The organism is Sphingobium sp. IP1 (genome assembly GCF_002708645.1).
In the GTDB taxonomy this organism is placed as follows: Bacteria; Pseudomonadota; Alphaproteobacteria; order Sphingomonadales; family Sphingomonadaceae; genus Sphingobium; species Sphingobium yanoikuyae.
On sequence record NZ_NOIW01000026.1, the window covers coordinates 18,998 to 42,446 of the forward strand.

Sequence of the window (23,449 nt, forward strand, 5' to 3'; positions counted from 1 at the left end):
CCGATCTTCCGGAGTATCCAGCATGAGTGTTCTCGATCGTTTCCGCCTCGACGGGCGCACCGCCATCCTGACCGGGGTAGGGCCGGGCGTGGGCGAACATGTCGCCAGGGCCTATGCCGAACTGGGGGCCAATGTCGTCCTCTCCGCCCGTTCGCAGGACCGGCTCGACCGGATCGCGGCGGACATCAACGCGGCCGATGGCGGCCGGGCGATCGCCATCGCCGCCGACGCGGGCGAGAAGGCCGATCTGGAACGGCTGGTGGCGGGCGCGCGCGCCGCATTCGGTCCGATCCATATCGTCTTCAACAATGCGGCGGCCGGCGTGGTCTATGCCGCCGACGGCGGGCTCTGGGCGAACACGGACGAGGTCTGGAAGACGGCGATGGACGTCAACGTCATGGCGACCTGGCGTCTGACCGAACTGACCGAGGCGGATATGAAGGCGCATGGCAAGGGCAGCATCATATCGGTTCAGAGCTGCGGCGGCTTCACGCCGATCCCGCCCGCCGTCGCCTATGGCGTGTCGAAGGCGGCGCTGCTCTTCCTGGTGCGCGAGCTGGCCAAGACGCAGGCGCCGCACACAAGGATCAATTGCCTGTGTGTCGGATCGATGAGCCCGGACGGGCAGGAGGCCGCGATCCACAAGGGGCTGGGCCTTGCCGAGCGCAACGCGATCAAGCGCTTTGGCGCGGCGGATGAGGCGGTCGGCGCGGCGATCTTGCTGGCGGGGGATGGCTCCAGCTACACGACCGGCAGCACCATCTTTGCCGAAGGCGGCCGGGTGGGGACGATTTCATGATCGCCAACCCCCTCTGGACCGACGATCAGGCCGCGGCGGAAAAGCTGGCGCTGCGCCTGATCGAACGCGCCGACATCCGCGCCGCGCGCGAGCAGGCGCGCCGCCTGCTGCTCGCCGACCCGCTCGCGGCGACGCTCGATGGACGGCTGGGGCTGGACCGGGCGCTCGACCAGTGGGTGCTGGGCCTCGCCATGCGCGAAGCCAATGGCGATCCGGCCGACCCCAGGGTCGTCTGGAATATCAGCAATGCCCCGCGGCGCTGGTTCGGCCACATCTATGCGGGTGCGGCGGTGGCGATCGACAATCCCGACAATTTCAACCGCGAAATTCCGGTCGATGGCGACGGACATTATGCCGTCGACATCCGTTTTTCCGCCGATCCGCCGCAGTTCAGCATCGTCGCCGAGGTCGAGCCGCCGCATCATGCGGGACTGGGCCGCAATCTGGGCGCGCTGACGCTCCAGCAACTTTTGCCCTTCTGCGACGCCGAGGGGCGGGTGACGGTGACGGTCGGCCCGCAGGAAGGCGGCACGACCCATTTGCGAACCGAACCGGGTGCACGGATTCAGGTCTATACCCGCGACAGCCAGCGCGACTGGCGGCAGGTGCCGGCGCAGGTCAGCGTCCGTCGCCTCGATCCGCCACCCAGCCCCCGCCCGCGCGACGAGGAGGATATCGCCCGCTCCGTCATCGCCGATCTGCCGGCCTGGGTGGCCTTCTGGTCGGGGTTCAAGAATGATTTTCTCGGCCATCCCGAGCCCAACCGGCTGATCGGGCCCAATGGCCGCGACGGCGACTGGGGCTATCTGGCCGGCGGGCGCTTTGCCTTGGGGGAAGGGCAGGGGCTGCTGCTGACGATCGATCCGGCGGGCAGCTATTATACCGGCATCCAGATCGCCGATCCGTGGACCATCTCGCCCGATCCGATGCTGCGCCTGGTCAGCCTCAACAGCGCCCAGGTCACGCCAGCGGCCGACGGTACGATCAGCTATGTGGTGGCGGGCGTCGGTCCGGACATCGCCAACTGGATCGACACGGCGGGCCTTGAGGAAGGCTGGGTGCTGCTGCGCTGGCAGGGCGTGCCCGACGGCGCCGACCCCGCCCGCTTCATCCGTGACGTGCGCGTCGTCGATCTGGCCGCCATCGAACGCGAGGTGGACGCTGGGGTGCCCCGGATCGATCGCGCCGCGCGGGGACAGCAGTTGCGCGACCGCGCGCGCCAGCATGGCCTGCGGACCCGTGCAGCGATTTGGGGAGACGCCTGATGCAGCCCAAGGGCTCGATACTGGAATTGTGCCAGGTGGTGCGCGACATGGACCGCGCCCTGGATCACTGGACGCGGATCATGGGCGCGGGGCCGTTCTTCGTCTTCGACGTGCCCGTGCTGCCGGGCCAGATCTATCGCGGCGAACCGACGCAGGTGGCAATGAAGGTCGCGTTCGGCTTTTCCGGCGGCCTGCTGATCGAACTGCTCCAGCAGACCAATGACGGGCCTTCGGCCTTCACCGAAATGCTCGACCGGCATGGCGAGGGCTATCATCATGTCATGCTGCGCATTCCCTATGATGAGGGTGTGGCGCGGCTGTCGGGCGAAGGCTATGCCATGGCCTTCAGCGGCCGGATGCCGTCTGGCGAACGCTTCGCGCTGTTCGATTCCCGTGCGGGCAATGGCGGCTATGTCGAACTGATGGAGATTTCGCCCGCGATGGAGGCCTCGCTCGACCGGATGCACGCCGCCCATCGCGCTTGGGACGGGATCGACCGCCCCGTCCGATCCATCGCCGACCTCGGCTGAGACTGAGGGTTAGACCGCGCCCGCGATGGCGCGGACAGCGGTCAGCAGCATGTCGGTCGCCCGGGTGAGGGCGGCTTCCACGACGTTGCGCTGCATCGCCAGCCGGTCGTCATTGTCGTCCAGGCTTTCCGCCACGACGATATTGCCCAGCACGATGACGGAGAAGATCACCAGCATCTCTTCGCTTTGCTCTTGCGTCAGCCCGGCCTCGGCCAGCGCCGCGAAGATGGCGCGCCGGATCGCCAGCGCGTTGGGCAAATCCAGCCGGTTGGCGCTGCGCGACAGGATGAAGGCGGCGGAGCCCGGGAAATCCCGATAGGCCATGTGCACCGCGCGGGCGATGCTGCGCAGGCGGCTTTCCCAGTCGGGCGCCGACAGGTCGGGCATCCGGCCGCGCAATATCTCGTCGGTCAGCAGGGCGAGCATCGCCTCCTTGTCGCGGACATGATGGTAGAGCAGTCGCGGCGACACGCCCAGCCGCTGTGCGACCGGGCGGATATTGAGCGCCTCGATCCCGCCGGACCGGGCCATGTGGAGCAGCGTCGCGACCAGCCGCGCGCGGTCGAGCGCGGGCCCGTCGGATTGCGGTGGTCTGCCGCGTCGCGAAATCCGTGCGCGCTGCTGCTGGTCTGCCCTCATGCCCCCGCTTTAGGCGCAGGCGCGACTCGGGTCCATGCCCCACGGTTCTGCAAGACCGTGGGGCATGGAATTACAGCTTCTTCAGCTCGGCATTCGACAGGCTGGTCGTCACGCCCTTCTCGCCCGCGCTCAGCGTGGCGGCGGGGATGGCGATGAACTTGCCACGATAGATGATGCGAACGGCGGATACGGCGCCGTCGGCAGCCGTCAGCACGCGATCAACCTTGCCGATCTTGGTGCCGTCGGCCGAGTAGATCGTCTCGTTGCGATCCAACGCAAGCGGCTGGGCAAAGGCAGGGGCGGTCAGGCCCAGAGCCGCAAGCGCGATGATGATCGTCTTCATATCCTGAAATTCCTTTGTCGAAGATGGCGATCTGTTGGCGCAGTCCCAGGATGGTTTCAAGAGAAAACCGATACACATCGAAAAGAATCTGTTCTATCTGTCCCACATGCAGAATGAAAACAGCCGGATGGCGGTGGGAGGGGCAATGAAGGGCGGAGACGGGTTTCGGCCGCGAGACAGATGGTTCCTGCTGCTGCTGGGCGCGATCTACATGTTCAATTTCATCGATCGCACGATCATCGCCGTGGTTGGCGAGGCGATTCGCCACGACCTTCGCCTGAGCGATCTCCAGCTCGGCATGTTGGGTGGCCTCGCCTTCTCGATCTTCTATGCCGTGCTGGGCATCCCGCTGGCGCGACTCGCCGAACGCTACAGCCGGGTGCGAATCATCGCCGTGGTGACCATGCTCTGGTCGCTGATGACGGCGCTGTCCGGCGCGGCGGGGAGCTATGTTCAGCTCCTGCTATGCCGCATGGGCGTCGGCGTCGGCGAAGCGGGCTTCACCCCCGCGCTCGTCTCGATGATTTCCGACCGGTTCGATGCCGGGCGCCGTGCCGTCGTCTTCTCGCTGATCGCGATGGGGGTGCCCCTAGGCGGCGCCATCGCCGCGATCGCGGGCGGCGCGGTGGCGCAGGCCTTTGGCTGGCGGCTTGCGCTCGTGGCGGTTGGCGCGCCGGGCCTGTTGCTGGCGCTGCTGCTGGTCGCCACGATTCCCGAACCCGAACGGAAGGATGCGGGGCAAAGTGCGGATACGCCCCCCTTCGCCATAGTGCTGCGGCGGCTCGCCCGTTCGCCTTCCTTCCTGCACCTGACCTTCGGCAGCGGCTTCGTCGGACTGGTGGGATTTGGCACCAACCTGTTCCTGATTCCCTTGCTGGTTCGCCGCTTCGATTTGCCGCTCGCGCAGGCGGGCCTTGTGTTCGCGCTGTCGTTCAGTCTGGCGACGATGGTCGGGCAGGTCAGCGGCGGCTATCTGATCGGGCGGCTGATCCGGCGCGATATCCGCTGGGGCGGCTGGGCGCCCGCTATCGCGGTGGGCGTGGCGCTACCCTTCTATCTGCTGGCCATCCATCAGTCGGACTGGCGATGGCTGGTCGCCTTTCTCTCCGTCGCCACGACCCTGCTCTACGCCTTCACGCCCGCGATCATGACCATCACCCAGTCACTGGTCGAACCGCGCATGCGGGCGTCGGCCGCGGCGCTTCATTCCTTCGGCCAGACCGTCGCCGGGCTGGGACTGGGATCGGTAGTACTGGGCTATCTCAGCGATCGACTCGCTGTCTTTCTCTACAAGGGCAATTATGCCGCCGACTGCCTCGTTTCGGGTCAGGCATCGCCGCCAGCCGCCTGTCTCTCGGCAGCGGCCAGCGGTCTGCAACTGAGCATGCAGCTTTCGGCATCCGTGCTCCTGCTCGCACTTCTCCATTATGGCCTGGCCGCGAAAAATCTGCCGCTGGAGGCAAATGCGTCGTGAAGGACGGTAAAGCTGTCGAGGTTCGGCCACGCGGCGCCAGACGGGATGACGGCGCAGGCCCGGCTATGCCACCCTTGCGGCCTGGCCATGACAGGACCGCGAGCAAGCGGCGGAAAGGATGATGAGGATGGGAAGAGCAGGGGTTATCGGCTTGGGGCAAATCGGCGCGGGTGTCGCCATATGTCTTGCGCGGACACAGCAATTGGCCGCAGTCTACGACATTCGTGCGGATGCTGCCGACACGCTGGAGGGCGTGCCGCCCGTCGTCGCCAGCCCGGCTGAACTGGCCGCACAGTCCGATGTCGTCATCATCGCCGTCGTCAACGCAAAGCAGACGATCGACGTGCTGTCGGGGCCCGACGGCGTGCTGGCGCGCGCACGGCCGGGCATGATCGTGGTGCTGGTCGCGACCGTCTCGATCGAGGATCTGGACGCCATTCGCGCCCTGACCGATGCGGCGGGCGTGGAACTGGTCGATTGCGGCGTGACGGGCGGCCCCAAATCCCGCGAACATGGCCTCGTCTGCCTGGTCGGCGGTACGGATGAAACCGTTGCGAATGTGCGCCCGGTGCTGGACGGCTTTGCCAGGCTGGTGGCGCATATGGGTGGTCCCGGCGCGGGCATGGCGGCGAAGATCGCCCGCAACGTCATCGTTTTCGGCTGCTTGCGCGCGGGCTATGAAGCGTCCGTATTGTGCCGCAATGCCGGGGTGGATGTCCGCCAGCTTGCGCACGCGATCGACGCCACTTCGGACAGCGTGGGTGGCCCATTGATGCTGGCGGTGCGCGACGATCCGTCGTCCAGCGCGCAGGAAGCGGCGGTGCGCGAATATACGCGCGGCCTGATGGTCAAGGATCTGGACGCCGCCATCGATCTGGCGCGCAGCTACGGCATTGCGCTGCCCTTGGTCGAATTGACGCGGCGGACCGATCAGACGGTCGTGGGTCTGGAAAATGTAATGGGAGAAAAGGCATGAGCATCGACGAAGCACAGTGGCAGAAGGGACTGGAAGTCTTCGACAAGGTCTACGGTCCTGGGTCGTCGGAAATGACGCGGCCCTATCGCGAATCGTCCTTCAACCAGGAAATCGTGGGCAACCAGTTCGCCAATCTATGGGCGAGCGACATCTTCTCGATGCGGGAAAAGCGGCTGCTCGTTCTGGGCGCCACGGCCATGCTGGGCCGCGCCGACCTGGTCGAAATCCAGATGAACGGCGCCCTCATCAACGAGGAATTCACCGACGAGGAACTGGATTTCCTGCCGCTCTTCGTGCTCTTCTATGCCGGGGCGGGCAATACGACCACCGTATTCCGGGGGATCGAAGCGGCCAAGGCACGGCGCAAGGAACGCAACGCCGCGAAGTGATGGGGCGTGTGGGATGAAGGGCGGCCTGGTCGAAGGACCGGGCCGCCCTTTTCTTATGCTTCGCCGCTGGCCTTGGCGCGACGGATCGCGCGGGACGCCAGCAGCAGCAATATGCCCCCGGCGAATGTGAACAGCATGGCAGTGCCGATTCCCCAGGCGACACCGGCCGTTCCCCCGACAAAGTCGCTGACCGCGCCGATCAGATAGGTGCCCGCGCCCACGCCGATCAGGTTCGCGCCCAACTGCACCAGCGATACCGCAAGGCCCCGCAGGCGCGGCCCGGCGATCGTCACGATGACGGCGTAGATCGGGCCGTTATAGGACGCGCTGAGGAAGCCGCAGGCCATGAGCAGCGCCAGCATCAGGTCGACGTCGTGGAACAGGACCGTGCCCACACCGGTCACTGCCGTCAGCAAGGGGATCACCGCGCCGAACAGGGATGTCCTTGCCGGATCGAAGCCGCCCCGCCGCCGGTTGACGAGGTCGATCACCCAGCCCGCGAGGAAGCCGCCCAGCGAACCGAGACCGCCATAGGCGATGGCGATGAGGATGCCCGCCTTCGCAATGGGCATGCCATGGACCCGGATCAGGAAAGTGGTGAGCCAAGTGCTCATGCCATAGATGCCCGCCGCGATCAGGACGATGGCGAAGATGCAGTACAACAGTCCCGGCCGCGCCGCGAGCAGGCAGATGCGTTGCACCAGCCTCAGCGTTTCCTCCTGCTGCGGGGCCGGGCCGTCATGGGCCCCGCGCACGGGTTCCCTGACCGTGAGCAGCAGCAGCGGCGCCAGCACCAGTCCCGGCACGCCGGCGGCCACGAACGCCCAGCGCCATCCGGCGCTCTGCACGATCGCGCCGCCCACGATGAAGGCGATGGCGAGCCCGATCCCCGAACTCAGATACCAGATGCCGATCGCGGTGGCGCGCCGGTCTTCGCCGAAATAATCGCTCAGCAGCGACATGCCGGTCGGCGATCCCCCCGCTTCGGCTGTCCCTACCGCGGCCCGGCCGATGAGCAACGTCCAGAATCCTGTCGCGAGGCTGCACAAGGCGGTCGCGCCGCTCCACAGCGTCAACGCGGCCGCCATCAGGTTGCGTCGGTTCCAGCTATCCACGGCCACGCCAAAGGGCAGGGCGGCGAGCGCGAAGAATATGCCATAGGCGAAGCCCGCCAATATCCCCAACTGTCCGTCGGAGAGCGCAAATTCATGTCCGACCGGCGCCAGCACCAGTCCGATGATGGCGCGGTCGATGCCATGGCAGGTCTGCGCCAGCGTCAATATGCCCAGAACATACCAGGGATAATGGCTGGCGGCGGCAGGTTTGTCCGATGGCGCTCTCATGGCGTCCACTGCTGCAAGAGCGGTGCGATGGACATTGAGCGCCTCCTGTTTGAACATAAAAACGGGGGCACGACAAATATATCGCTCATGCTCCCATGCCGCGCCTCGATCGGGCACGCGCCATGGACGTGCCTGCAGGCGGGGTCTTGACCACCTATCCGAAGATAGAGGTAAAAGCGGGTGGTGCGCCTATCTGGCTCACAGACAAAATATAAAATGACAGAGGTAGAGATGTTTCGTCCGGAGAGCGATTGGACCGGCCAGGGAAGATTCGGCGTCCAGAATTTCTACATCGAAGCGGCGGCGACCGTTCGCGACGCCCATGTGGATGTGCGGCATTTCGACTGGGTTCAGCCCAGCAGCGGTGTCTTCAGTCCCGAAAAACATTATCTGGACTATTCGCTCGACGGCCAGCCGCGCCGCAGCATGGTCAGCATGGGGCGTCCGGACCGGCGCGCCGCGTCGGGCGACATTCTCTACATGCCCCCGCACCGCCAATATTTCGGCGAGCCTGCGCTTCAGGAGCGCCATCTCGTCTGTGTGGCGCTCGGGGACGGATTTCTGGAGGAGCTGTTCGACGGAGAGCAGCCGCTGAACAAGATGGAGCCTTGCGCCGACGTCCAGAATATTTCCATGCGTCGGCTCTTTGCGGGACTGGCTGCGGAACTGCGGACGCCCGGCTTCGCCAGCCAGACGCTCGTCGAATCGATGCTGATGGGTCTTGCGGTCGAGCTGGCCCGGCATATGGGTCCGCGCGAAAGGGGCGGCCTGCAATCGCGCAGCACGCGACAGGTCCAGAACATCATCGATTATGTGATGGAGAATCTCTCCGCGCCGCTCGGCGTTGCCGATATCGCGCGCGACTGCAACATGAGCGTGCGGCATGTCGCGCGCGTCTTCAAGGAGGGAACGGGCGTCAGCCTGGGTGAATTCGTCGCGCGCAGCCGGATCGCGCTGGCAAAGGAACTGCTGCGCAACGACGGCTCCCGCATCAAGGAAATCAGTTGGCGATGCGGCTTCAACAGCACGTCGGCCTTCTCGGCCGCCTTCCGGTCCGCAACTGGCCAGACGCCGAAGGATTTCCGGTGCCAGCCGCCGCAGGTCCATTGAGTGGGACGGCGGAAACTATCGATGAGCGGCCAAATTCTATCGCCGCACAGTCAATCTGGAGCTGGCCACTATGGAGCAAATCGGCTCCGGGCTAGACGGGCTTCATACGTACAAATCGAAACAAGATAAAATGAAGGGGAGGAAGACATGAACAAGGCCGTCACCCTGGGCGCGATCGGCATGAGCGCGTTCGTCGTTGCCATGGCGCAGCCCGTCTATGCGCAGCAGGCGCAGTCGGGTGCTAGCGAAGGCATCCAGGATATCGTCGTCACCGCGCGTCGTACCGAGGAAAGTCTTCAGACGACGCCGATCGCGGTTACGGCGCTGACCCCCGAAGCGCTGGCGACGGCCAAGGTGGAAAATGTCGTCGATCTTCAGCGCACCGCGCCGGGCCTTGTCATCGGCCGTGGTTCCGCGGGTGGCGACGGCATCGTCTTCGTGGCCATCCGTGGCCAGGGCAATCTCCAGCCCATCCTTGCCAACGATCCGGCCGTGGCCACCTATATTGACGGCATCTATATCCCTCGGCCCTCGACGGGCATGACCGATATTCAGGACGTGCAGCGGCTGGAGGTGCTGCGCGGGCCGCAGGGTACGCTCTTCGGCCGCAACACGACCGGCGGCGCGATCAACATCGTCACCAATGATCCCAATGACCAGCTCAGCGGCGCGTTCAAGGCGGAATTGGGCAATTACAGCACGCTGGGCGCGCAGGCCAATATCAATGTGCCGCTCGCGGAGGGCTTGGCCATCCGTCTGAGCGGCGCGGTCAATGAGCGGGATGGCTATGGCGACAATCTTGTCACCAACCGCGACTTTTCCGACAACAGCAGCAAGTTTGTGCGCGGCAAGCTCAAATATGAGGGCAATGGCTGGGATCTGACCCTTTCGGGCGACTGGAACCGCCAGTCCAACCATGGTCAGCAGATCGCGCTCTGGGCCTTCAATCCGGCGATCATCCCCGCCGCCTTCCAGCCGGGCCTCACGGCGGGCCTGCTGACCAAGGATAATTGGTGGGGCAATACGGCGGCCGGAACATCGACCCCGGCCACGATCGGTACACTGACGCCCGAAGCGCAGGCCCTCTACGGCGTGAAGCCGTTCAATACGCTGGAAGTATATGGGTTTTCCGGTACGCTCAACGTCGAGCTGGGCGGTCTGAACTTCAAGTCGATCACCGGCTATCGCCACTCGATGAACTATGGCCAGAATGACACGGATGGCACCGCCGTTCCGTTGCTGGCGACCTTTGCGGGGTCCGGATCCTATTATATTTCGCAGGAATTCCAGCTTTCCGGGAATATTACCGAAAGCCTCAGCTTCATCACGGGCGCCTATGCCGGCAAGGAAAGCGGCTATGAATTCAGCCGGTCGCAGATTTTCGGCGGTCTCATCCGCGATTCCAATGCCGACGTCACCAACAAGACCTTCGGCCTGTTCGCGCAGGCCTATTATGAACTGACTCCGGCCCTGCGTGCGGTGGGTGGCTTCCGCTATACCTGGGACACCCGCGACAGCGTGCTGCATAATGCGCAGGTATATGGCCTGCCCTATGACGTCGCCGTGGCGGGCACGCCGACCGGCATCAACTGCACCGTGACGCCAACGAGCCCCGTGACGGCCACCACCTGCAACCAGGAACAGAATGCCAAGTTCAACTATCCGGCCTGGAACCTGGGTCTCGACTGGCAGGCGAGCGACAATCTCTTCCTCTATGTCGCGACCCGCGGCGCGGCCAAGGCTGGGGGCTGGAACCTGCGCGCCGGCGGTCTGCCTGCCTTCTCTCCCGAAAAGGTGAAGGACGTCGAGGCAGGTTTGAAGGTTGATCTGTTCGATCGCCGCCTGCGTTTCAACACGGCGGTCTTCCATACCTGGAAGGATGACAATCAGGCGATCGTCAACAGTTTCGTGACCGGCATCGGCGTCACCCAATATATCCAGAACAACGGCAAGGTCCGCATCTGGGGCATGGAAAATGAAATCACGGCCGTGCCATGGGAAGGCATGACCCTCAGCGTCAATGGCTCGCTGCAAGACGGCAAATATGTGAAGGGGAGCTTCAGCGAAATCCAGGTGGTGGCCGGCAGCGGCTGCACCAACAGCGCCGGGGTCGCCAATGGCTGCGTCGTCGACCTGAGCGGCTTGCCGCTGCTGCAATTGCCCAAGAAGCAGTTGAACATCAGCGCCACGCAGAAATTCCCGGTGGGCGGGGGCACGCTCGCCGTGACCGGCGCCTATTCCTATGTCGGCGGTCAGCATTTCGATGCGGTCCGCGCGGCGGAACAGGCCTCGGCGGCGACCAAGGCTGCTTATGAGACGGAAAACCGCCTCGGTTTCGTGCCCGGCTATGGCATTTTCAACGGACGTATCGCGTTCCAGCTTGAAAATCCCGATATCGAAATCGCGCTTTACGGCCGCAATATCACGAACAAGAAATATCTGCTGCGCCGCTTCCCCGACCTCTATCGGACCTTGGGCATCGCGGCCGCCTATGTTGGCCAACCGGCTACCTATGGCGTTGAGACGACGTTTAAATTCTGATCGGCCAAGCGGCTGGCGGGAGAAGCTGCGATCGATGCAGCTTTCTCTCGCCAGCCCATCACCGGGGACGCGCGCATGATGACGAGGTTGGTAGACAGGGTGGCGATCGTCACGGGCGGCGGTGGCGGTATCGGCGCCGCGGTTGCGCGACGCCTGGTCGCGGAGGGCGCGCGCGTCGTGGTCGCCGACCTGTTCGAGGCCGTTGCCGTTCGTGCAGCCGAACCGCTGGGCGACAAGGCGCTGCCGCTCCAGTTCGACGCCGCCGATCCGCAGTCGGTGAAGGCGATGGTCGATCGCGCCGTCGACCATTTCGGCAGGCTGGACATATTGCACAACAATGCGGCGATGACCGATCCGGACAAGAGCCCGCAGGACACCACGGCCGTCGATATCCCGATCGGCATCTGGCGCGAAATTCTCGACGTCAATCTCACCGGCTATCTGCTCGGATGCAAATATGCCATCCCGCATATGGTCGCTGGCGGCGGCGGCGCGATCATCAACACCGCGTCCAATTCGGGCAGCGCGGGAGATCTCGCACGTATCGCCTATGGTTCGTCGAAGGCGGCGATTATCGGGCTCACCAAATATGTGGCGACCCAGCATGGGCGGCAGAATATCCGCTGCAACAGCATCGCGCCGGGCGTCGTGCTGACCGAAGCCCTTGAGAAGACAGTGCCGGGGCTGAAGGAAATCATCCAGCGGCATATATTGACGCCGGAATTCGGCACGCCGGATGATATTGCCGGGCTGGTCGCCTTTCTCGCTTCGGACGAAGCGCGCTATATCACGGGTGAGAATATCTCCATTTCGGGCGGTGGCCTCGTCCACCAGCCCCATTATGCCGATCTGCTCGCCTTCATGCAGGCGAAGGACTGAACCGTGTCCAGCGCCTGCACTTCGGGGCTTGGAGGATTAGTGGGCGGTCCGATGAAAATAGCGGATCGTCAGCCTGCCGTCGGCGACCTTGTAGGTTTCCAGGCTCGGCAGGGTCACGATGCCGTCCGGGGTCTGCAGGCGATTGGCCACATAGGCCGCGCCCTCGGATCCGTTGACGATCACCTCCAGCGGGTCGGTCGTGCATTTGCCGCCATATTCCGCCCACATGTCGGCCATCGCGGCGTCGCCGTCCATGGCGGGCGAGCCGACATATTCGATCGTGAAGCCTTCAGGCCCCAGGATCCGGAAAAGTCGGTCGAGCTCGTCGCGCTTCCCTTCGTTCCACAGCCGGTAATTGTCCCGGATCGCCTGTTCCAGATCCAGTATGTCTGCCTCGCTCATGTGCATCGCCTCCTGTCATTGCGGATCGTCCGCATGGTCGCCAGTCTCGGACGGACGGCCATGATCGCACCTGTCTTTGGCAAGGGTGGAATTTATCTCTTTTTGCTTCGGAGACTATGATGACCCAAATCGCACAAAAGCCCCTGCCGGATCATGTGCCGCCCGAACTGGCGATGGCGCTGCCGCTCTTTTCGCGGACGGTGATCTATGATAACCCGCAGGAAGTGCTGATCCCCGCGATGCACGCGGATCTGCCGCCGATCACCTATGTCACCAACATCTTCCCGGGCGATCAGCCCGGCTGGCTGCTCAAAAATGCCGAGGATGTCCAGGCGATGCTGCGCGACGCCGACAATTTCACCAAGAACGGCATGGGTAAATGGGCCCAGAATATCGGCGAGAACTGGCTGGTCATTCCGACCGAGGCCGACCCGCCGGTCCACACCGGCTATCGCAAGGCGCTGAACAGTCATTTCGCGCCGCAGAAGATGTTCGCGATGAAGGAACAGGTGCGTGAGCGGGCGCAGGCCTTGATCAACGCCTTCAAGGATCGCGGACAGTGCGACTTCATCGATGAGTTTTCGGAAAAATTCCCGATCTTCATCGTCCTCGATCTGCTCGGCCTGCCGCAGGAAAGAATGACGCAATTCCTGAAATGGGAAAAGGAAATGCTCCATTCCAACGACTGGCAAGTGCGCGGCAACGCCGTGCGCTGCGTGAAGGACTATCTGCTCGAAGAGATCGAGGCGCGCCGCCAGCAGCCGCGCGACGACTATATCAGCAAGGTGCTGACCTTCGAGGTTGATGGCCGTTTGTGGAATGACGACGAGGTGTTAGGCCATTGCTTCAATCTCTATATCGGCGGCCTCGACACGGTCACCTCCCTGCTCGGCAACATCTTCAACTATCTGGCGGCTCATCCGGACAAGCAGAATGAACTGCGCGCCGACCCGTCGCTGATCGTCCTGGCGGTCGAAGAATTCCTGCGCGCCTTCGCCCCGGTCACCGCCTTCCGCATCGCGACCAAGGTCATCGAGATTCAGGGCCAGACGATCATGCCCGGGGATTATGTGGCGTTCAGTTCCCCCGTGGTGGGCCGCGATCCGGCATTCTACGAGGATCCCCAGGCCATCCGTTTCGATCGCAAGGCGCCGCACATGTCGCTGGGCAGCGGCATTCACAAATGCCTGGGAATGCATCTGGCGCGGCTGGAACTCCAGATTGCGGTCGAGGAATTCGTCAAGGCCATACCGGAATTCCGGATCAAGGACGGCTTCCAGGTGCCCTATTATGTGGGGAATATCCTGCATGTGCCGGATCTCCACCTGCAATGGGGCTGAACAGGGTCGGCGATCGTGTCGCGCCGCGACATCGGGTGTGAACGCCTGAAACCTGGTTCTGGAGCGGGTGTCCGATGGCGTCGGGCACTCGCTCCGGCGCCATCTACCCGCGCAGCATCTCCTGCCGGAACCCCCGGGGGCTGAGGCCGGTCGCCTTCCGGAAGGCGGCACTGAAGGCTGCGACGCTCTGGAAGCCGCAATTCCCCGCGATGATCTTGATGAGGGCGCCGTCCTGCACCAGTTCCCGTTTGGCCCGCTCAATCCGGGCATCGGCGATGTAACTGCCGAGCGTCTTGCCGACCGTATTCTTGAAGGTCCGCATCAGATGCCGGGAACTGACGCCGCAGTCGTTCGCCAGGTCGACGATCGACAATGGTCCCGCCAGCCCCGCCTCGATCCGCTCCTGAAGACGGCGCAGCCGCCAGTCCGTCATGCGGGAATCGGGTCCGGCATCGGATTTGCAGGGGATTTGAAGATGGCGACACAGGTCGATGACCATCGACAGCGCAATGGTCTCGACCATGATGGCTGGCGCGAAGCCGGGATCGCTTACTTCCTGCGCAAGGCGGGCCAAGCCGTGCAGGATCCATGGCGCCTTCACGTCGAAACAGGGGGGCAATGACCAAGGCGGCGCGTCATTCTGGAAGAGGCGATCCGCTGCGTGATCTTCGAAGGTCAAACAGAATATGCGATATTCGCTGGGTTCGCAGCGCGCTGCAAATTGGCTTCCATTAGGCAGGTAGGACACCTCACCAAAGGGCGGCGCGTGGCGACGACCGTTGGGGAGCAGGCGTGAGCCGCGTGCACGTGGGCCAAGCGAATAGTCGAGATAGCGACTGTTCGGCTCAAAGATGGCGTCACAGCTACGATCCCAGGCAAAATGCCGGATATCGGCACGAATGCCGTTTGCGATGACGCTGTTCTCAACATGGAAATAGGCCGTTGTGAGCGGCTGGCACGGGAGGATGGCACCAGTCGGCTGAATCATGGATTGCGCCTCACCCGACATTGTCATTGTCCATCCCATTCCCATGCGGGCCGCTAGCCGCTTCTATAAGCGATATTATGGCGGCTCAGCCATGGTAGGTCGATGCTCAATCATATCGCGCAAACCGGACATCCCATCGCGAAACCGTCATTGCGTTCATGGCCGACTGGTCGGAAAATCTCCAAAGCATCGCGAAGAGGACATTAGTTTGATCGCCGGCGTGACATGGCGCTCAAGCCGGTTCTCCGCGCCCGTTCCTGATGTTAGCGCTCTGTCGCACGGGCATGAGGTGAAAAAACATCCTGCCCGAATTCAACGCTCAGGGAGGGGATAAAATGGCTTCAGGTAAATGGTTCCAGACGACCGCATTGGCGAGCTTGTCGGTTTTCGCGGCCAGCGTGCCGACAATGGCGGCGGACCAGACCGGACCTGTGGGAATCGAGGACATTGTGGTCACCGCCAGGCGGACCGAAGAGAATATCCAGACCACGCCGGTCGCCGTCACCGCACTGTCGACCGAAATGATCAAACAGGCGCAGGTCGGCGATGTAGCGGGCCTGCAGCGCACCGCGCCGAGCTTATCGATCGCGACCGGCGCCCCGGGCGGTTCGGGCTTCGTCTATATCTCCATCCGCGGCATGCCGGCGTTGAATCCGGGCGTCGCCAATGATCCTTCCGTCGCAACCTATGTCGACGGCGTTTATATTCCGCGTCCCTCGCAGGGTTCGGCCGATCTCATCGACCTGCAGCGGGTCGAGGTTCTGCGTGGCCCTCAGGGCACATTGTTCGGTCGCAACACCACCGGCGGCGCGCTCAACATCGTCACGGCCAATCCTACGGGCGATTTCGAAGGGCAGTTCCGCATTCAGGGCGGCAACTATGATTATCGAAATGTCGACGCTGTTCTCAACGTGCCGTTAATAGGCGATGAGCTGGCGGCGCGTTTCGTCTATGATTTCGTGGATCACGACGGCTATGCTCGGAATTTGACCTCGAACAGCGAACTCAAGGACCGCAACAGCCATTATGCCCGCGCCAAATTGCGTTGGGCGCCCGCCGGCAGCAACTGGTCGGCCACGCTCAGCGGCGATTATAACATCATCAAGGATCATGGCCAGTTCGCCGGCCTTGCAGCGGTCAACCCGGGCGCCAGCGCGGCGATCGGCGCGATCAACGCGGCAACGCCCCTTGCGCCCTATCTGCACAGCAAGGCCCATTGGTACGATGCCTATGGCATTCCGTTCAGCACCAATCCGCCAGTCGGATCCAATTACGGTTTTCTGACCGCAGGCGGCCGAAACGCCTATAACAGGCTGGAAGCCTACGGCGGCAATCTCACGATCGATGGCGAAATCGGTTCCGTCACGGTGAAATCCATCTCCGCCTATCGCTACAGCAACGCCATCGGCCTGAACGAACTCGATGGCACTCCTGCCCAGATTCTGGCGGCCGAAAGCGCCTACAAATCCGATCAATATTCGCAGGAACTTCAGTTCTCCGGGGAATTGGGCGACCGTTTCAGCTATATTCTGGGCGGCTACTATTCGACGGAAAGCGGTCGTGAATCGTCCGTATCGCAGACCTTCGGGTCGTTTGCGCCCGCTGCCCCCGCACCCAATTTCGGTTTCGGCCTGAATTACGGCACAGTGAAGAATGTCTCGGTCGGCCTGTTCAGCCAGGGCTATTACCGTCTGACCGACAAGATCCGCCTTACCGGCGGCGTCCGCTGGACATGGGATAAGCGAGAGGTTGTTCTGCTGAACAGAACGAACCTTGCCGCCAACACCTGCGCGGCCGAGCTGGTCTCGAATCCTGGTTTTGTTGCGCCCTGCAGCCTGCCACGTTCGGTCAGATATAATTACCCCGCCTGGACGGCGGGTGTCGATATGGAAATCACCGACAGCCTTTTTGCTTATGTGAAGACGAGCGCCGCGTCCAAGGCCGGCGGCTTCAATATGCGCAATGGTTCGGCTGCGACACCGCCGTTCAAGCCTGAGAAGGTCAGGGACGTTGAACTCGGTGTCAAGTTCAGCACATTGGATAATCGGTTGCGCATCAATGCCGCCGCCTTCCATTCTTGGCAGTCGGACGTTCAGCGCAATGCTTCCGACTGCATCACCCCACCGGGCGCGCTTGCCTGTGCAACCACGCAATTCCTCCGCAACTCGGGCGATGCGCGCGTCTATGGCGGCGAACTTGAAATAAGCGCCGTTCCCTGGGAAGGGATGCTGCTCTCCGGCAATCTCGCCCTGCTCGACGGCAAATATGTCTCCGGCACTTTCGTCGAACAGCAGCAGTTCGTTCCCGTCGCCGGTGCCAACGTGTCGGATTGCGTCGCCGGCACCGCCGCAGGTTCGGTCCGCTGTTCGGTCGATCGCAGCGACGAGGCTCTGCCGCAAATGCCCAAGAAGCAGTTCGGCATATCGGCCACGCAGAAGGTGCCGACCCCATTTGGCGAACTATCGATCTATGCAAACTACGCCTATATCGGCAAACAGAATTTCGGTCTGTTCACCGCCGATCCGCGGCGCGCGCAAGCTTATCGTGATGCGATTGCAATCGCCAACCGGATCAATAGCATACCGGAATATGGGCTTTTGAGCGGGCGTATTGCTTTGCAGATCGAAGATCCCAATCTTGAGCTGTCGATCTTCGGCCGCAATATCGGCGGAAAGAAATATGTAACCCGTGCCTTCGCCGATCAGTTGCCGACACTGGGCACGGCGATCGATTATATCGGCGATCCCTTCACGTGGGGCATCGGCGCGACTTTTCGTTTCGGACCGAAAAGCTATGCCCGGAGCGACCGGCTTTGGCGCTCCCGCAATGGTTTGGCATTCGTGCAGGCCCCGTTTGGGATTTACTAAGGGCGTTTGGATTGATTACCTCATTCGCGAACTTGGAGAAGGCCTGAAGGATATTTCATGACAGATACTATCAGGAAAATCGGTTTCATCGGCCTCGGCAGCATGGGCGGCGATCAGGCGCGGGAACTTGCCAAACTGCCGCTAGACCTTACCGTCTACGACGTGTTTCCCGATGCACTGGCGAAATTCGAAGGCCGTGCGAGGCTCGCCGCTTCCATGGCGGAGGTTGGCGTGGATGCCGACGTTGTCGGCATCTGCGTGCGGGACGACACACAGGTACTGGAATGCGTCGATGCACTGCTGCCCGCGATGAAGCGGGGAGCGATCCTGCTTATCCACAGCACGATCAAGCCGAAGACCGCGGAGCATATCGCCGAGCGCACTGCTCCCCAAGGTATCGACGTCATCGATGCTCCGGTTACACGGACCGAAATGACTAAGGACGGTCCCTTCGTCTTCTGCATGACCGGTGGCGAGGAATCCGTCGCCGCCAGCGTCCAGGTGGTGCTCAACGCCTTTTCGACGAACACGATGCATATCGGTCCGCTCGGGTCGGCAATGGCCCTCAAGATCTGCAACAACCTCGTTTCCTGGTGCGGCATCATGTTGGGTATAGAGGTTGCCAATGTAGCGGAGGCGTCGGGCGTGCCGATGGACAAGCTGCTGACCGTGATGAAGCGCAACGGCAATCTCACCCCGCCGATGGCCGGTTTCGTCGACTTCCGCAATAATCCGGGGGATGCAGCCCGGCGTGCCTTCTTCGCCGGCCAAGCCGGCATTGGCGAAAAGGATCTCGCGCTGGCTGAAGAACTGGCGGCGGGCGCCGATGCGGCATCGCCGATCACCAGCCATACCAAGACGCTGCTCAAGAAGACGCTGCTTGCAATCTGCGAGAGCTAGATTTTGACAAAATCGCCCGAAAATCCTGATGATGACCGTCTGTTGTGGAAACATTGACCAATGCGAATGCGTCGATCTCTCCGGTGGCGAGCACGATCTCGCTTGGATTCTTGCGCAGTGTTTGCTGTCGGTTCGAGTAGCGGATCCATACAGTCATCACGCGGATTGGTTTGGTTAGCGGTAATTTAACATAATTCTTATTCACGAACTTTGCCCTCCTGCTGAGTAGCGGCAGAAGCGCACGAAGCACAGGTGAAATTTGGTTCATTGTGTGCTCCCGATTATGAGCGCCAGACCGCCTATTGTGCTGGCGCGGGTTGCTACGGCATAGATTCTGGAGCCAAAGCCGTGGATGCATAGCGCGAAGCGCGATCTAACGAAAATCATGGCTGCGAATGGGTAGGATATCGTCAGCTGTCGCGTGCGCGGCGCGATAGAGCAGTGAGCCAAGTGTCCGGCCGCTTGGGAAGGCGGGGTCTCGCGGATCGGGACCCCCGCCATGACTTGCACCATCACCCCGGCCAGGGGCGACACTGAAGTCCATTCTCCCCACCGAGCGGAGCATCTCGTCATGATCGATGATTCGATCGCAGATGACATGGATAACCTCGCCCTCCTTCTGCAGCCGTCCGCGCATCGCGATCATCGACGCGGACATGACCTGCCGGCGGTAGATTTCGAACCGGTCCGGCCAGAGGATGCCCTGCGCGACCCCGGTCTCGTCCTCGATCGTGACGAACAGCACGCCCTTTGCCGAGCCAGGGCGCTGGCGGACCAGGATGACGCCGGCCACTTCCACATTGCGGCCGTCGCGGATCGACTTGAGATCGGCGCAGCGCACGATCCGCATGGCGTCGAGCTCTGGGCGGAGGAAGCTCAGCGGATGGTTGCGGAGCGAGAGCTGAAGTGAGCGGTAATCCTCCACCACCTCCCGCCCTTGCGTCATCGGCTGGAGCGTGACCAACGCCTCTTCGCCTTCGGGTGAGAATTTTCCCTCGCGCGCATCTGCGGCGGCGAAGAGGGGAAGGGGCGCTTCGCCGAGGCCCTTGACCTTCCATAGCCCCTGTCGCCGGTCCTGTGCGATACAGGAGAAGGCGTCGGCCTCGGTCAGCCGCTCGATCGCGGCGCACGGCACGCCGGCGCGGCGCCAGACCTCCTCGACGCTTTCGAACGGCGCGGGGCCGCGCGCGCCGACGATCGCAGCGCCGTGAAGGTTGGCAAGCCCGCGTACCTGACGGAACCCCAAACGCACCGCCTTGTATCGACCGAGCGCCGGTTCGAGCGTGCAATCCCAATGGCTGTGGTTGATCGAGACCGGACGCACCTCGACGCCATGATTGCGCGCATCCCGCACGATCTGGGCGGGCGCATAGAAGCCCATGGGCTGAGCGTTCAGCAGCGCGGCGCAGAAGACGTCGGGATGATGATGCTTCATCCAGCAGGAGGCGTAGGCGATCTTGGCAAAGCTCGCCGCGTGGCTCTCGGGAAAGCCATAGCTGCCGAACCCCTCGATCTGCTTGAAGGTGCGCTCGGCAAAATCCTTGGGGTAGCCCCGCGCGATCATCCCGTTCACCAGCTTGTCGTAGAAATGGCTGACCCCGCCCGTCAGCTTGAATGTCGCCATGGCGCGGCGCAGCTGATCGGCCTCAGCCGGGGTAAAGCCTGCGCCGACGATTGCGACCTTCATCGCCTGTTCCTGGAAGAGCGGGACGCCGAGCGTCTTCTTGAGCACGGCTTCCAGCTCCGGCTTGGGATATTCGGGCGTCTCCTTGCCCTCGCGGCGGCGCAGATAGGGATGAACCATGTCGCCCTGAATGGGACCGGGCCGCACGATCGCGACCTCGATCACGAGGTCGTAAAATTCCTTCGGCTTGATCCGCGGCAGCATCGACATCTGCGCCCGGCTCTCGATCTGGAAGACGCCAAGCGTGTCGGCACGCTGGATCATGGCATAGACGGCCGGATCATCGTCCTGGAGGTCGGCCATGCCGACACGGATGCCCTTATGCTCTTCGAGCAGATTGAACGCTCGGTTCATGCAGCCCAGCATGCCAAGGCCCAGCACGTCGACCTTCATGAATTTCAACGCATCGATATCATCTTTATCCCATTCTATGATTTGGCGATCCTCCATCCGCGCCGGTTCGATCGGCACGAGATCATCGAGACGGTCCTGGGTCAGCACAAAGCCGCCGGGATGCTGGGAGAGGTGACGCGGCGTGCCGATGAGCTGCCGGGACAGTTCCAGGGTGAGCTTCAGCCGATGATCTTCGGCGTTCAAATTGGCGCTCGCAATCTGTTCGTCCGTGATGCCGTCCATCGACGGTTCAGGAATTCGTAATCAAGCATCATCTTGTGGTCGTGCCTTGGCTGGAAGATATGATGAGAGCGGGCGTTATTCACCAGATGCCGGTTCACTCCATGCTCTATTCGCTGGTCGGCATGGTGCAGGTTCCCCCGATGCTGACGAAAGAGGCCGACTTAGCAGGCCAAAAGGCGATGATGACTGAGGATTCCGTTGCGCGCCATGCGGAAAGCGTCCTTCAGTTTCTTCAACCTGGAACTCTGTCTGCTTGATCTCGCGTAGCAGCAATCAATTCCTTGGGGCATCTGCTGAAGGGGTTAGCGGCTCGCCGCGATTGGGGCAGGCTCACTCTGGTCCAGACTTTCATAGTCTCTGGGCCAGTCAGTGGGGGGTGCAGATCACGCTGCTCGACTTCTGCGGCGCCGAACCGGTCGCTCTGAGCGCCCCACGCCGTTCTAGCTGGCCTATGACTCCGACTGCGCCTCTCCGGGCTGGCCGTCGACACCGTCACCGACGTCAAGCAGTTGCCCGACGGCAGCGATAGCCTCACCGTCTCTTTTTCCAAGATCGCCCAAAGGACGGAAATGAGGCGCTGGCCTGAGTCTCGCCGACCAGTGGTACTCAATTATGGCACGATGTGTGTCGGCGTACAGCCGTCATGGTCGCCGACTTTGGCAGCTAACATTAGGTATGCGGAAGTATATCTGTCATCTGAGGAGACTTCACTTTGTTAAACCAAGTCGCTCAGGATCTTCCCGCGCATCCCATTCTTGAGCGGCTCGGGACGCGACGGAACCCCAAGGGAATATGAACCAGCTCTTGTCGCTCTGCCGGTCGATTGTTTCAGATGCGTAATGGACCGTGGCCCGCGAACTGACATTGTTGATAAGCACGGAGAAGCGAAAGTTGGAGAGCTCTCCGTCATGCTCCTCTATCAGCGATCGAAACCGAGCCAGAGTTTTTCCGCTGTCGTTGATGTCATCGATAAAAAGGAAGCGCTCGCCACGCTGGGTGCAGGAGGCCAGGTGAACCAGCAGCGCATCGGAAAATACATGAACCTTGGAACTGTGGTCGATCGACAGCAATGGGATTTCGAGCCGATGCGAAAGATATGTGCCAGGCACGAGACCTCCGCGCCCTATTCCGACGATGTAATCCGGTTTCCAGCTGTCCTCTTCGACCTGATGCGCAATTGTTTCGACATGAGCGAGAAACTGATCATACGACATCTCGCGAAACTGGATTTTCCGATCGTTCGACATAGCAGCCTTTGGCAAAAAGCGCGCGCTTACCGATCTTGAATCGACTCTGCAATGCAGCTCGACGCTGCGCGGTGATTATTGTCCTGGAGATGCTCGTCATCTCGAATTTAAACGACAGGGACTCCGTGATCTTCCATCATGTAGGCAAGATGCTGGATCATCAAGGATGCGGGGACCGAGAGAGTGCGGCCTGCTGCACTGACGATGGATAAAGTGGAAAGGTCAACGCGCTCGTCCGACACCGGAAGGAATATGAGGGTTCCAGCCTCAATTTCACTGATGGCGTCCAAGGCGGTGAGGCATCCGATCCCAACACCGCGCCGCGCCAACGCCTTGATCACACCAATGCTGTTAACTTCGGCAACCGCCCGGGGCACGCCGCCGACATGCTTCGCCCAGGCGGTATCCAGCACCCGGCGAAGCGAAAGATTCTCTCCGGGGATGACGAGTGGATAGGTCGCGCACTCGGCCAGCGAAACGTCTTTCCTCTGCGCGAGCGGATGGCCGGGCTGGACCAGAAACCCAAGGCGGTAGATCATAGTCCGATCGAGCCGGATTGAAGGGTTGTCCGGCGGGTTGAAGGTAACACCCACGTCGATATCGCCTCGCAACACCTGATCGATCACGCCTTGGGCGCCGAATACGTCCATGCGGAACCTTATGGCGGGATATCGTTCTTGAAAGTGGGCGACAGCTGAAGCCACGAACTCGCTTGCACCTTCTACCATGCCGATGGTGACATGACCGCGGCGCAGCCCGACCAGATTGTCGATCTCGGAACGAATCCGCACAAGATCTCGCCGCCACCTGCGCACACCATCGATCAGAAGCTCCCCTGCTGCGGTCATCCTCATGCCCGTGGCGGTTCGTTCGAACAATTTGGTTCCCAATTCCTCCTCCAGCAGGATGATTTGGCGATCGACGGCGGATGGTGCGATGTGCAGCACATCGGCAGCGCGACGAAGCGCTCCGCGCTTTGCAACTTCATCGAAATAAATGGCGGCACGGCCAAAAAGCATGGTCATTCCCCGGTGTCTACATTTTTAGAACAGTGCTTGCTGTATTCTGCGATGGATCAGATCGCAGTTCAATGACAG

The 23,449-nt window shown here is 62.2% G+C and carries 21 protein-coding genes and 1 pseudogene; 13 read left to right on the plus strand and 9 right to left on the minus strand.

The genetic code is table 11. From position 1 onward, the window contains the following. Positions 1–22 precede the first annotated feature (22 nt). The 3 genes from CG471_RS11435 to CG471_RS11445 are packed head-to-tail and all read left to right on the plus strand — an operon-like array spanning position 23 to position 2,594. Positions 23–799 carry an SDR family NAD(P)-dependent oxidoreductase gene (locus CG471_RS11435; protein WP_099231927.1) on the plus strand — a complete coding sequence of 259 codons (777 nt, stop codon included), beginning with the start codon at positions 23–25 and terminating at the stop codon, positions 797–799. Continuing rightward, complete coding sequence (locus tag CG471_RS11440) at positions 796–2,064, plus strand: hypothetical protein (protein ID WP_099231928.1); 1,269 nt, start codon at positions 796–798, stop codon at positions 2,062–2,064. Before CG471_RS11435 ends, CG471_RS11440 begins: the two co-directional genes overlap by 4 nt. After that, on the plus strand, positions 2,064–2,594 hold the full coding sequence (locus tag CG471_RS11445; protein WP_257211503.1) for a VOC family protein: 531 nt from the start codon (positions 2,064–2,066) through the stop codon (positions 2,592–2,594). Before CG471_RS11440 ends, CG471_RS11445 begins: the two co-directional genes overlap by 1 nt. Positions 2,595–2,603: 9 nt before the next feature. Here CG471_RS11445 and CG471_RS11450 read toward each other — a convergent pair whose 3' ends face one another. Both CG471_RS11450 and CG471_RS11455 read right to left on the minus strand, forming a co-directional pair. Beyond that, positions 2,604–3,233 (minus strand): TetR family transcriptional regulator, encoded by a 630-nt coding sequence (locus CG471_RS11450; protein WP_099231929.1) that lies wholly within the window; start codon positions 3,231–3,233, stop codon positions 2,604–2,606. A 70-nt stretch (positions 3,234–3,303) separates the two neighbouring features. Beyond that, positions 3,304–3,576 carry a PRC-barrel domain-containing protein gene (locus CG471_RS11455; protein WP_099231930.1) on the minus strand — a complete coding sequence of 91 codons (273 nt, stop codon included), beginning with the start codon at positions 3,574–3,576 and terminating at the stop codon, positions 3,304–3,306. A 145-nt stretch (positions 3,577–3,721) separates the two neighbouring features. Here CG471_RS11455 and CG471_RS11460 point away from each other — a divergent pair, with 145 nt between their 5' ends. From CG471_RS11460 to CG471_RS11470, 3 genes are all read left to right on the plus strand, one after another. Continuing rightward, positions 3,722–5,050 (plus strand): MFS transporter, encoded by a 1,329-nt coding sequence (locus CG471_RS11460; protein ID WP_099231948.1) that lies wholly within the window; start codon positions 3,722–3,724, stop codon positions 5,048–5,050. 127 nt (positions 5,051–5,177) lie between these two features. Beyond that, positions 5,178–6,026, plus strand: a complete 849-nt coding sequence (locus CG471_RS11465) for an NAD(P)-dependent oxidoreductase (RefSeq protein ID WP_099231931.1) — start codon at positions 5,178–5,180, stop codon at positions 6,024–6,026. Next, positions 6,023–6,415 carry a carboxymuconolactone decarboxylase family protein gene (locus tag CG471_RS11470; protein ID WP_099231932.1) on the plus strand — a complete coding sequence of 131 codons (393 nt, stop codon included), beginning with the start codon at positions 6,023–6,025 and terminating at the stop codon, positions 6,413–6,415. The genes CG471_RS11465 and CG471_RS11470 overlap by 4 nt, the downstream gene beginning before the upstream one ends. 53 nt (positions 6,416–6,468) lie before the next feature. Here the strand turns inward: CG471_RS11470 and CG471_RS11475 are convergent, their stop codons facing one another. After that, on the minus strand, positions 6,469–7,758 hold the full coding sequence (locus CG471_RS11475; RefSeq protein WP_257211504.1) for an MFS transporter: 1,290 nt from the start codon (positions 7,756–7,758) through the stop codon (positions 6,469–6,471). A 231-nt stretch (positions 7,759–7,989) separates the two neighbouring features. Here CG471_RS11475 and CG471_RS11480 point away from each other — a divergent pair, with 231 nt between their 5' ends. From CG471_RS11480 to CG471_RS11490, 3 genes are all read left to right on the plus strand, one after another. Further along, entirely contained in the window at positions 7,990–8,868 is an 879-nt protein-coding gene (locus tag CG471_RS11480; protein WP_099231934.1) for an AraC family transcriptional regulator, read from the plus strand. A 147-nt stretch (positions 8,869–9,015) separates the two neighbouring features. After that, complete coding sequence (locus CG471_RS11485) at positions 9,016–11,409, plus strand: TonB-dependent receptor (protein ID WP_099231935.1); 2,394 nt, start codon at positions 9,016–9,018, stop codon at positions 11,407–11,409. A 75-nt stretch (positions 11,410–11,484) separates the two neighbouring features. After that, positions 11,485–12,288: an SDR family NAD(P)-dependent oxidoreductase gene (locus CG471_RS11490; RefSeq protein WP_099231936.1), complete on the plus strand. Its 804-nt coding sequence runs from the start codon at positions 11,485–11,487 to the stop codon at positions 12,286–12,288. A 36-nt stretch (positions 12,289–12,324) separates the two neighbouring features. Here the strand turns inward: CG471_RS11490 and CG471_RS11495 are convergent, their stop codons facing one another. Beyond that, a complete protein-coding gene (locus CG471_RS11495) occupies positions 12,325–12,690 on the minus strand; it encodes a nuclear transport factor 2 family protein (RefSeq protein ID WP_099231937.1) in 366 nt (121 codons plus the stop codon). Positions 12,691–12,806: 116 nt separating this feature from the next. On the opposite strand from CG471_RS11495, the gene CG471_RS11500 reads away from it, so the two are divergent. Next, on the plus strand, positions 12,807–14,030 hold the full coding sequence (locus CG471_RS11500; RefSeq protein WP_099231938.1) for a cytochrome P450: 1,224 nt from the start codon (positions 12,807–12,809) through the stop codon (positions 14,028–14,030). A gap of 103 nt (positions 14,031–14,133) precedes the next feature. Here the strand turns inward: CG471_RS11500 and CG471_RS11505 are convergent, their stop codons facing one another. Continuing rightward, positions 14,134–15,039: a helix-turn-helix domain-containing protein gene (locus CG471_RS11505; RefSeq protein WP_257211505.1), complete on the minus strand. Its 906-nt coding sequence runs from the start codon at positions 15,037–15,039 to the stop codon at positions 14,134–14,136. A 386-nt stretch (positions 15,040–15,425) separates the two neighbouring features. Between CG471_RS11505 and CG471_RS11510 the strand changes: the two genes are divergently transcribed. Both CG471_RS11510 and CG471_RS11515 read left to right on the plus strand, forming a co-directional pair. Beyond that, positions 15,426–17,885, plus strand: coding sequence for a TonB-dependent receptor (locus CG471_RS11510; protein WP_180275674.1), 2,460 nt, complete (start codon positions 15,426–15,428; stop codon positions 17,883–17,885). Between the two features lie 57 nt (positions 17,886–17,942). Further along, positions 17,943–18,785 (plus strand): NAD(P)-dependent oxidoreductase, encoded by an 843-nt coding sequence (locus CG471_RS11515; RefSeq protein ID WP_099231941.1) that lies wholly within the window; start codon positions 17,943–17,945, stop codon positions 18,783–18,785. Here CG471_RS11515 and CG471_RS30140 read toward each other — a convergent pair. Together CG471_RS30140 and CG471_RS11520 are read right to left on the minus strand one after the other, a co-directional pair. Continuing rightward, positions 18,751–19,053 carry a hypothetical protein gene (locus tag CG471_RS30140; protein WP_143560183.1) on the minus strand — a complete coding sequence of 101 codons (303 nt, stop codon included), beginning with the start codon at positions 19,051–19,053 and terminating at the stop codon, positions 18,751–18,753. The two genes, CG471_RS11515 and CG471_RS30140, sit on opposite strands and share 35 nt — an antisense overlap. Positions 19,054–19,158: 105 nt before the next feature. Next, positions 19,159–21,108 (minus strand): annotated as a pseudogene (locus CG471_RS11520) (OB-fold nucleic acid binding domain-containing protein); the annotation flags it as partial. 32 nt (positions 21,109–21,140) lie between these two features. Between CG471_RS11520 and CG471_RS30605 the strand changes: the two are divergent. After that, positions 21,141–21,362: a hypothetical protein gene (locus CG471_RS30605; RefSeq protein WP_180275675.1), complete on the plus strand. Its 222-nt coding sequence runs from the start codon at positions 21,141–21,143 to the stop codon at positions 21,360–21,362. A 450-nt stretch (positions 21,363–21,812) separates the two neighbouring features. Here the strand turns inward: CG471_RS30605 and CG471_RS11530 are convergent, their stop codons facing one another. Both CG471_RS11530 and CG471_RS11535 read right to left on the minus strand, forming a co-directional pair. Continuing rightward, complete coding sequence (locus CG471_RS11530) at positions 21,813–22,352, minus strand: phosphoribosyltransferase (protein ID WP_099231943.1); 540 nt, start codon at positions 22,350–22,352, stop codon at positions 21,813–21,815. Between the two features lie 107 nt (positions 22,353–22,459). Further along, on the minus strand, positions 22,460–23,377 hold the full coding sequence (locus tag CG471_RS11535; RefSeq protein ID WP_223308132.1) for a LysR family transcriptional regulator: 918 nt from the start codon (positions 23,375–23,377) through the stop codon (positions 22,460–22,462). Between the last annotated feature and the right edge of the window lie 72 nt (positions 23,378–23,449).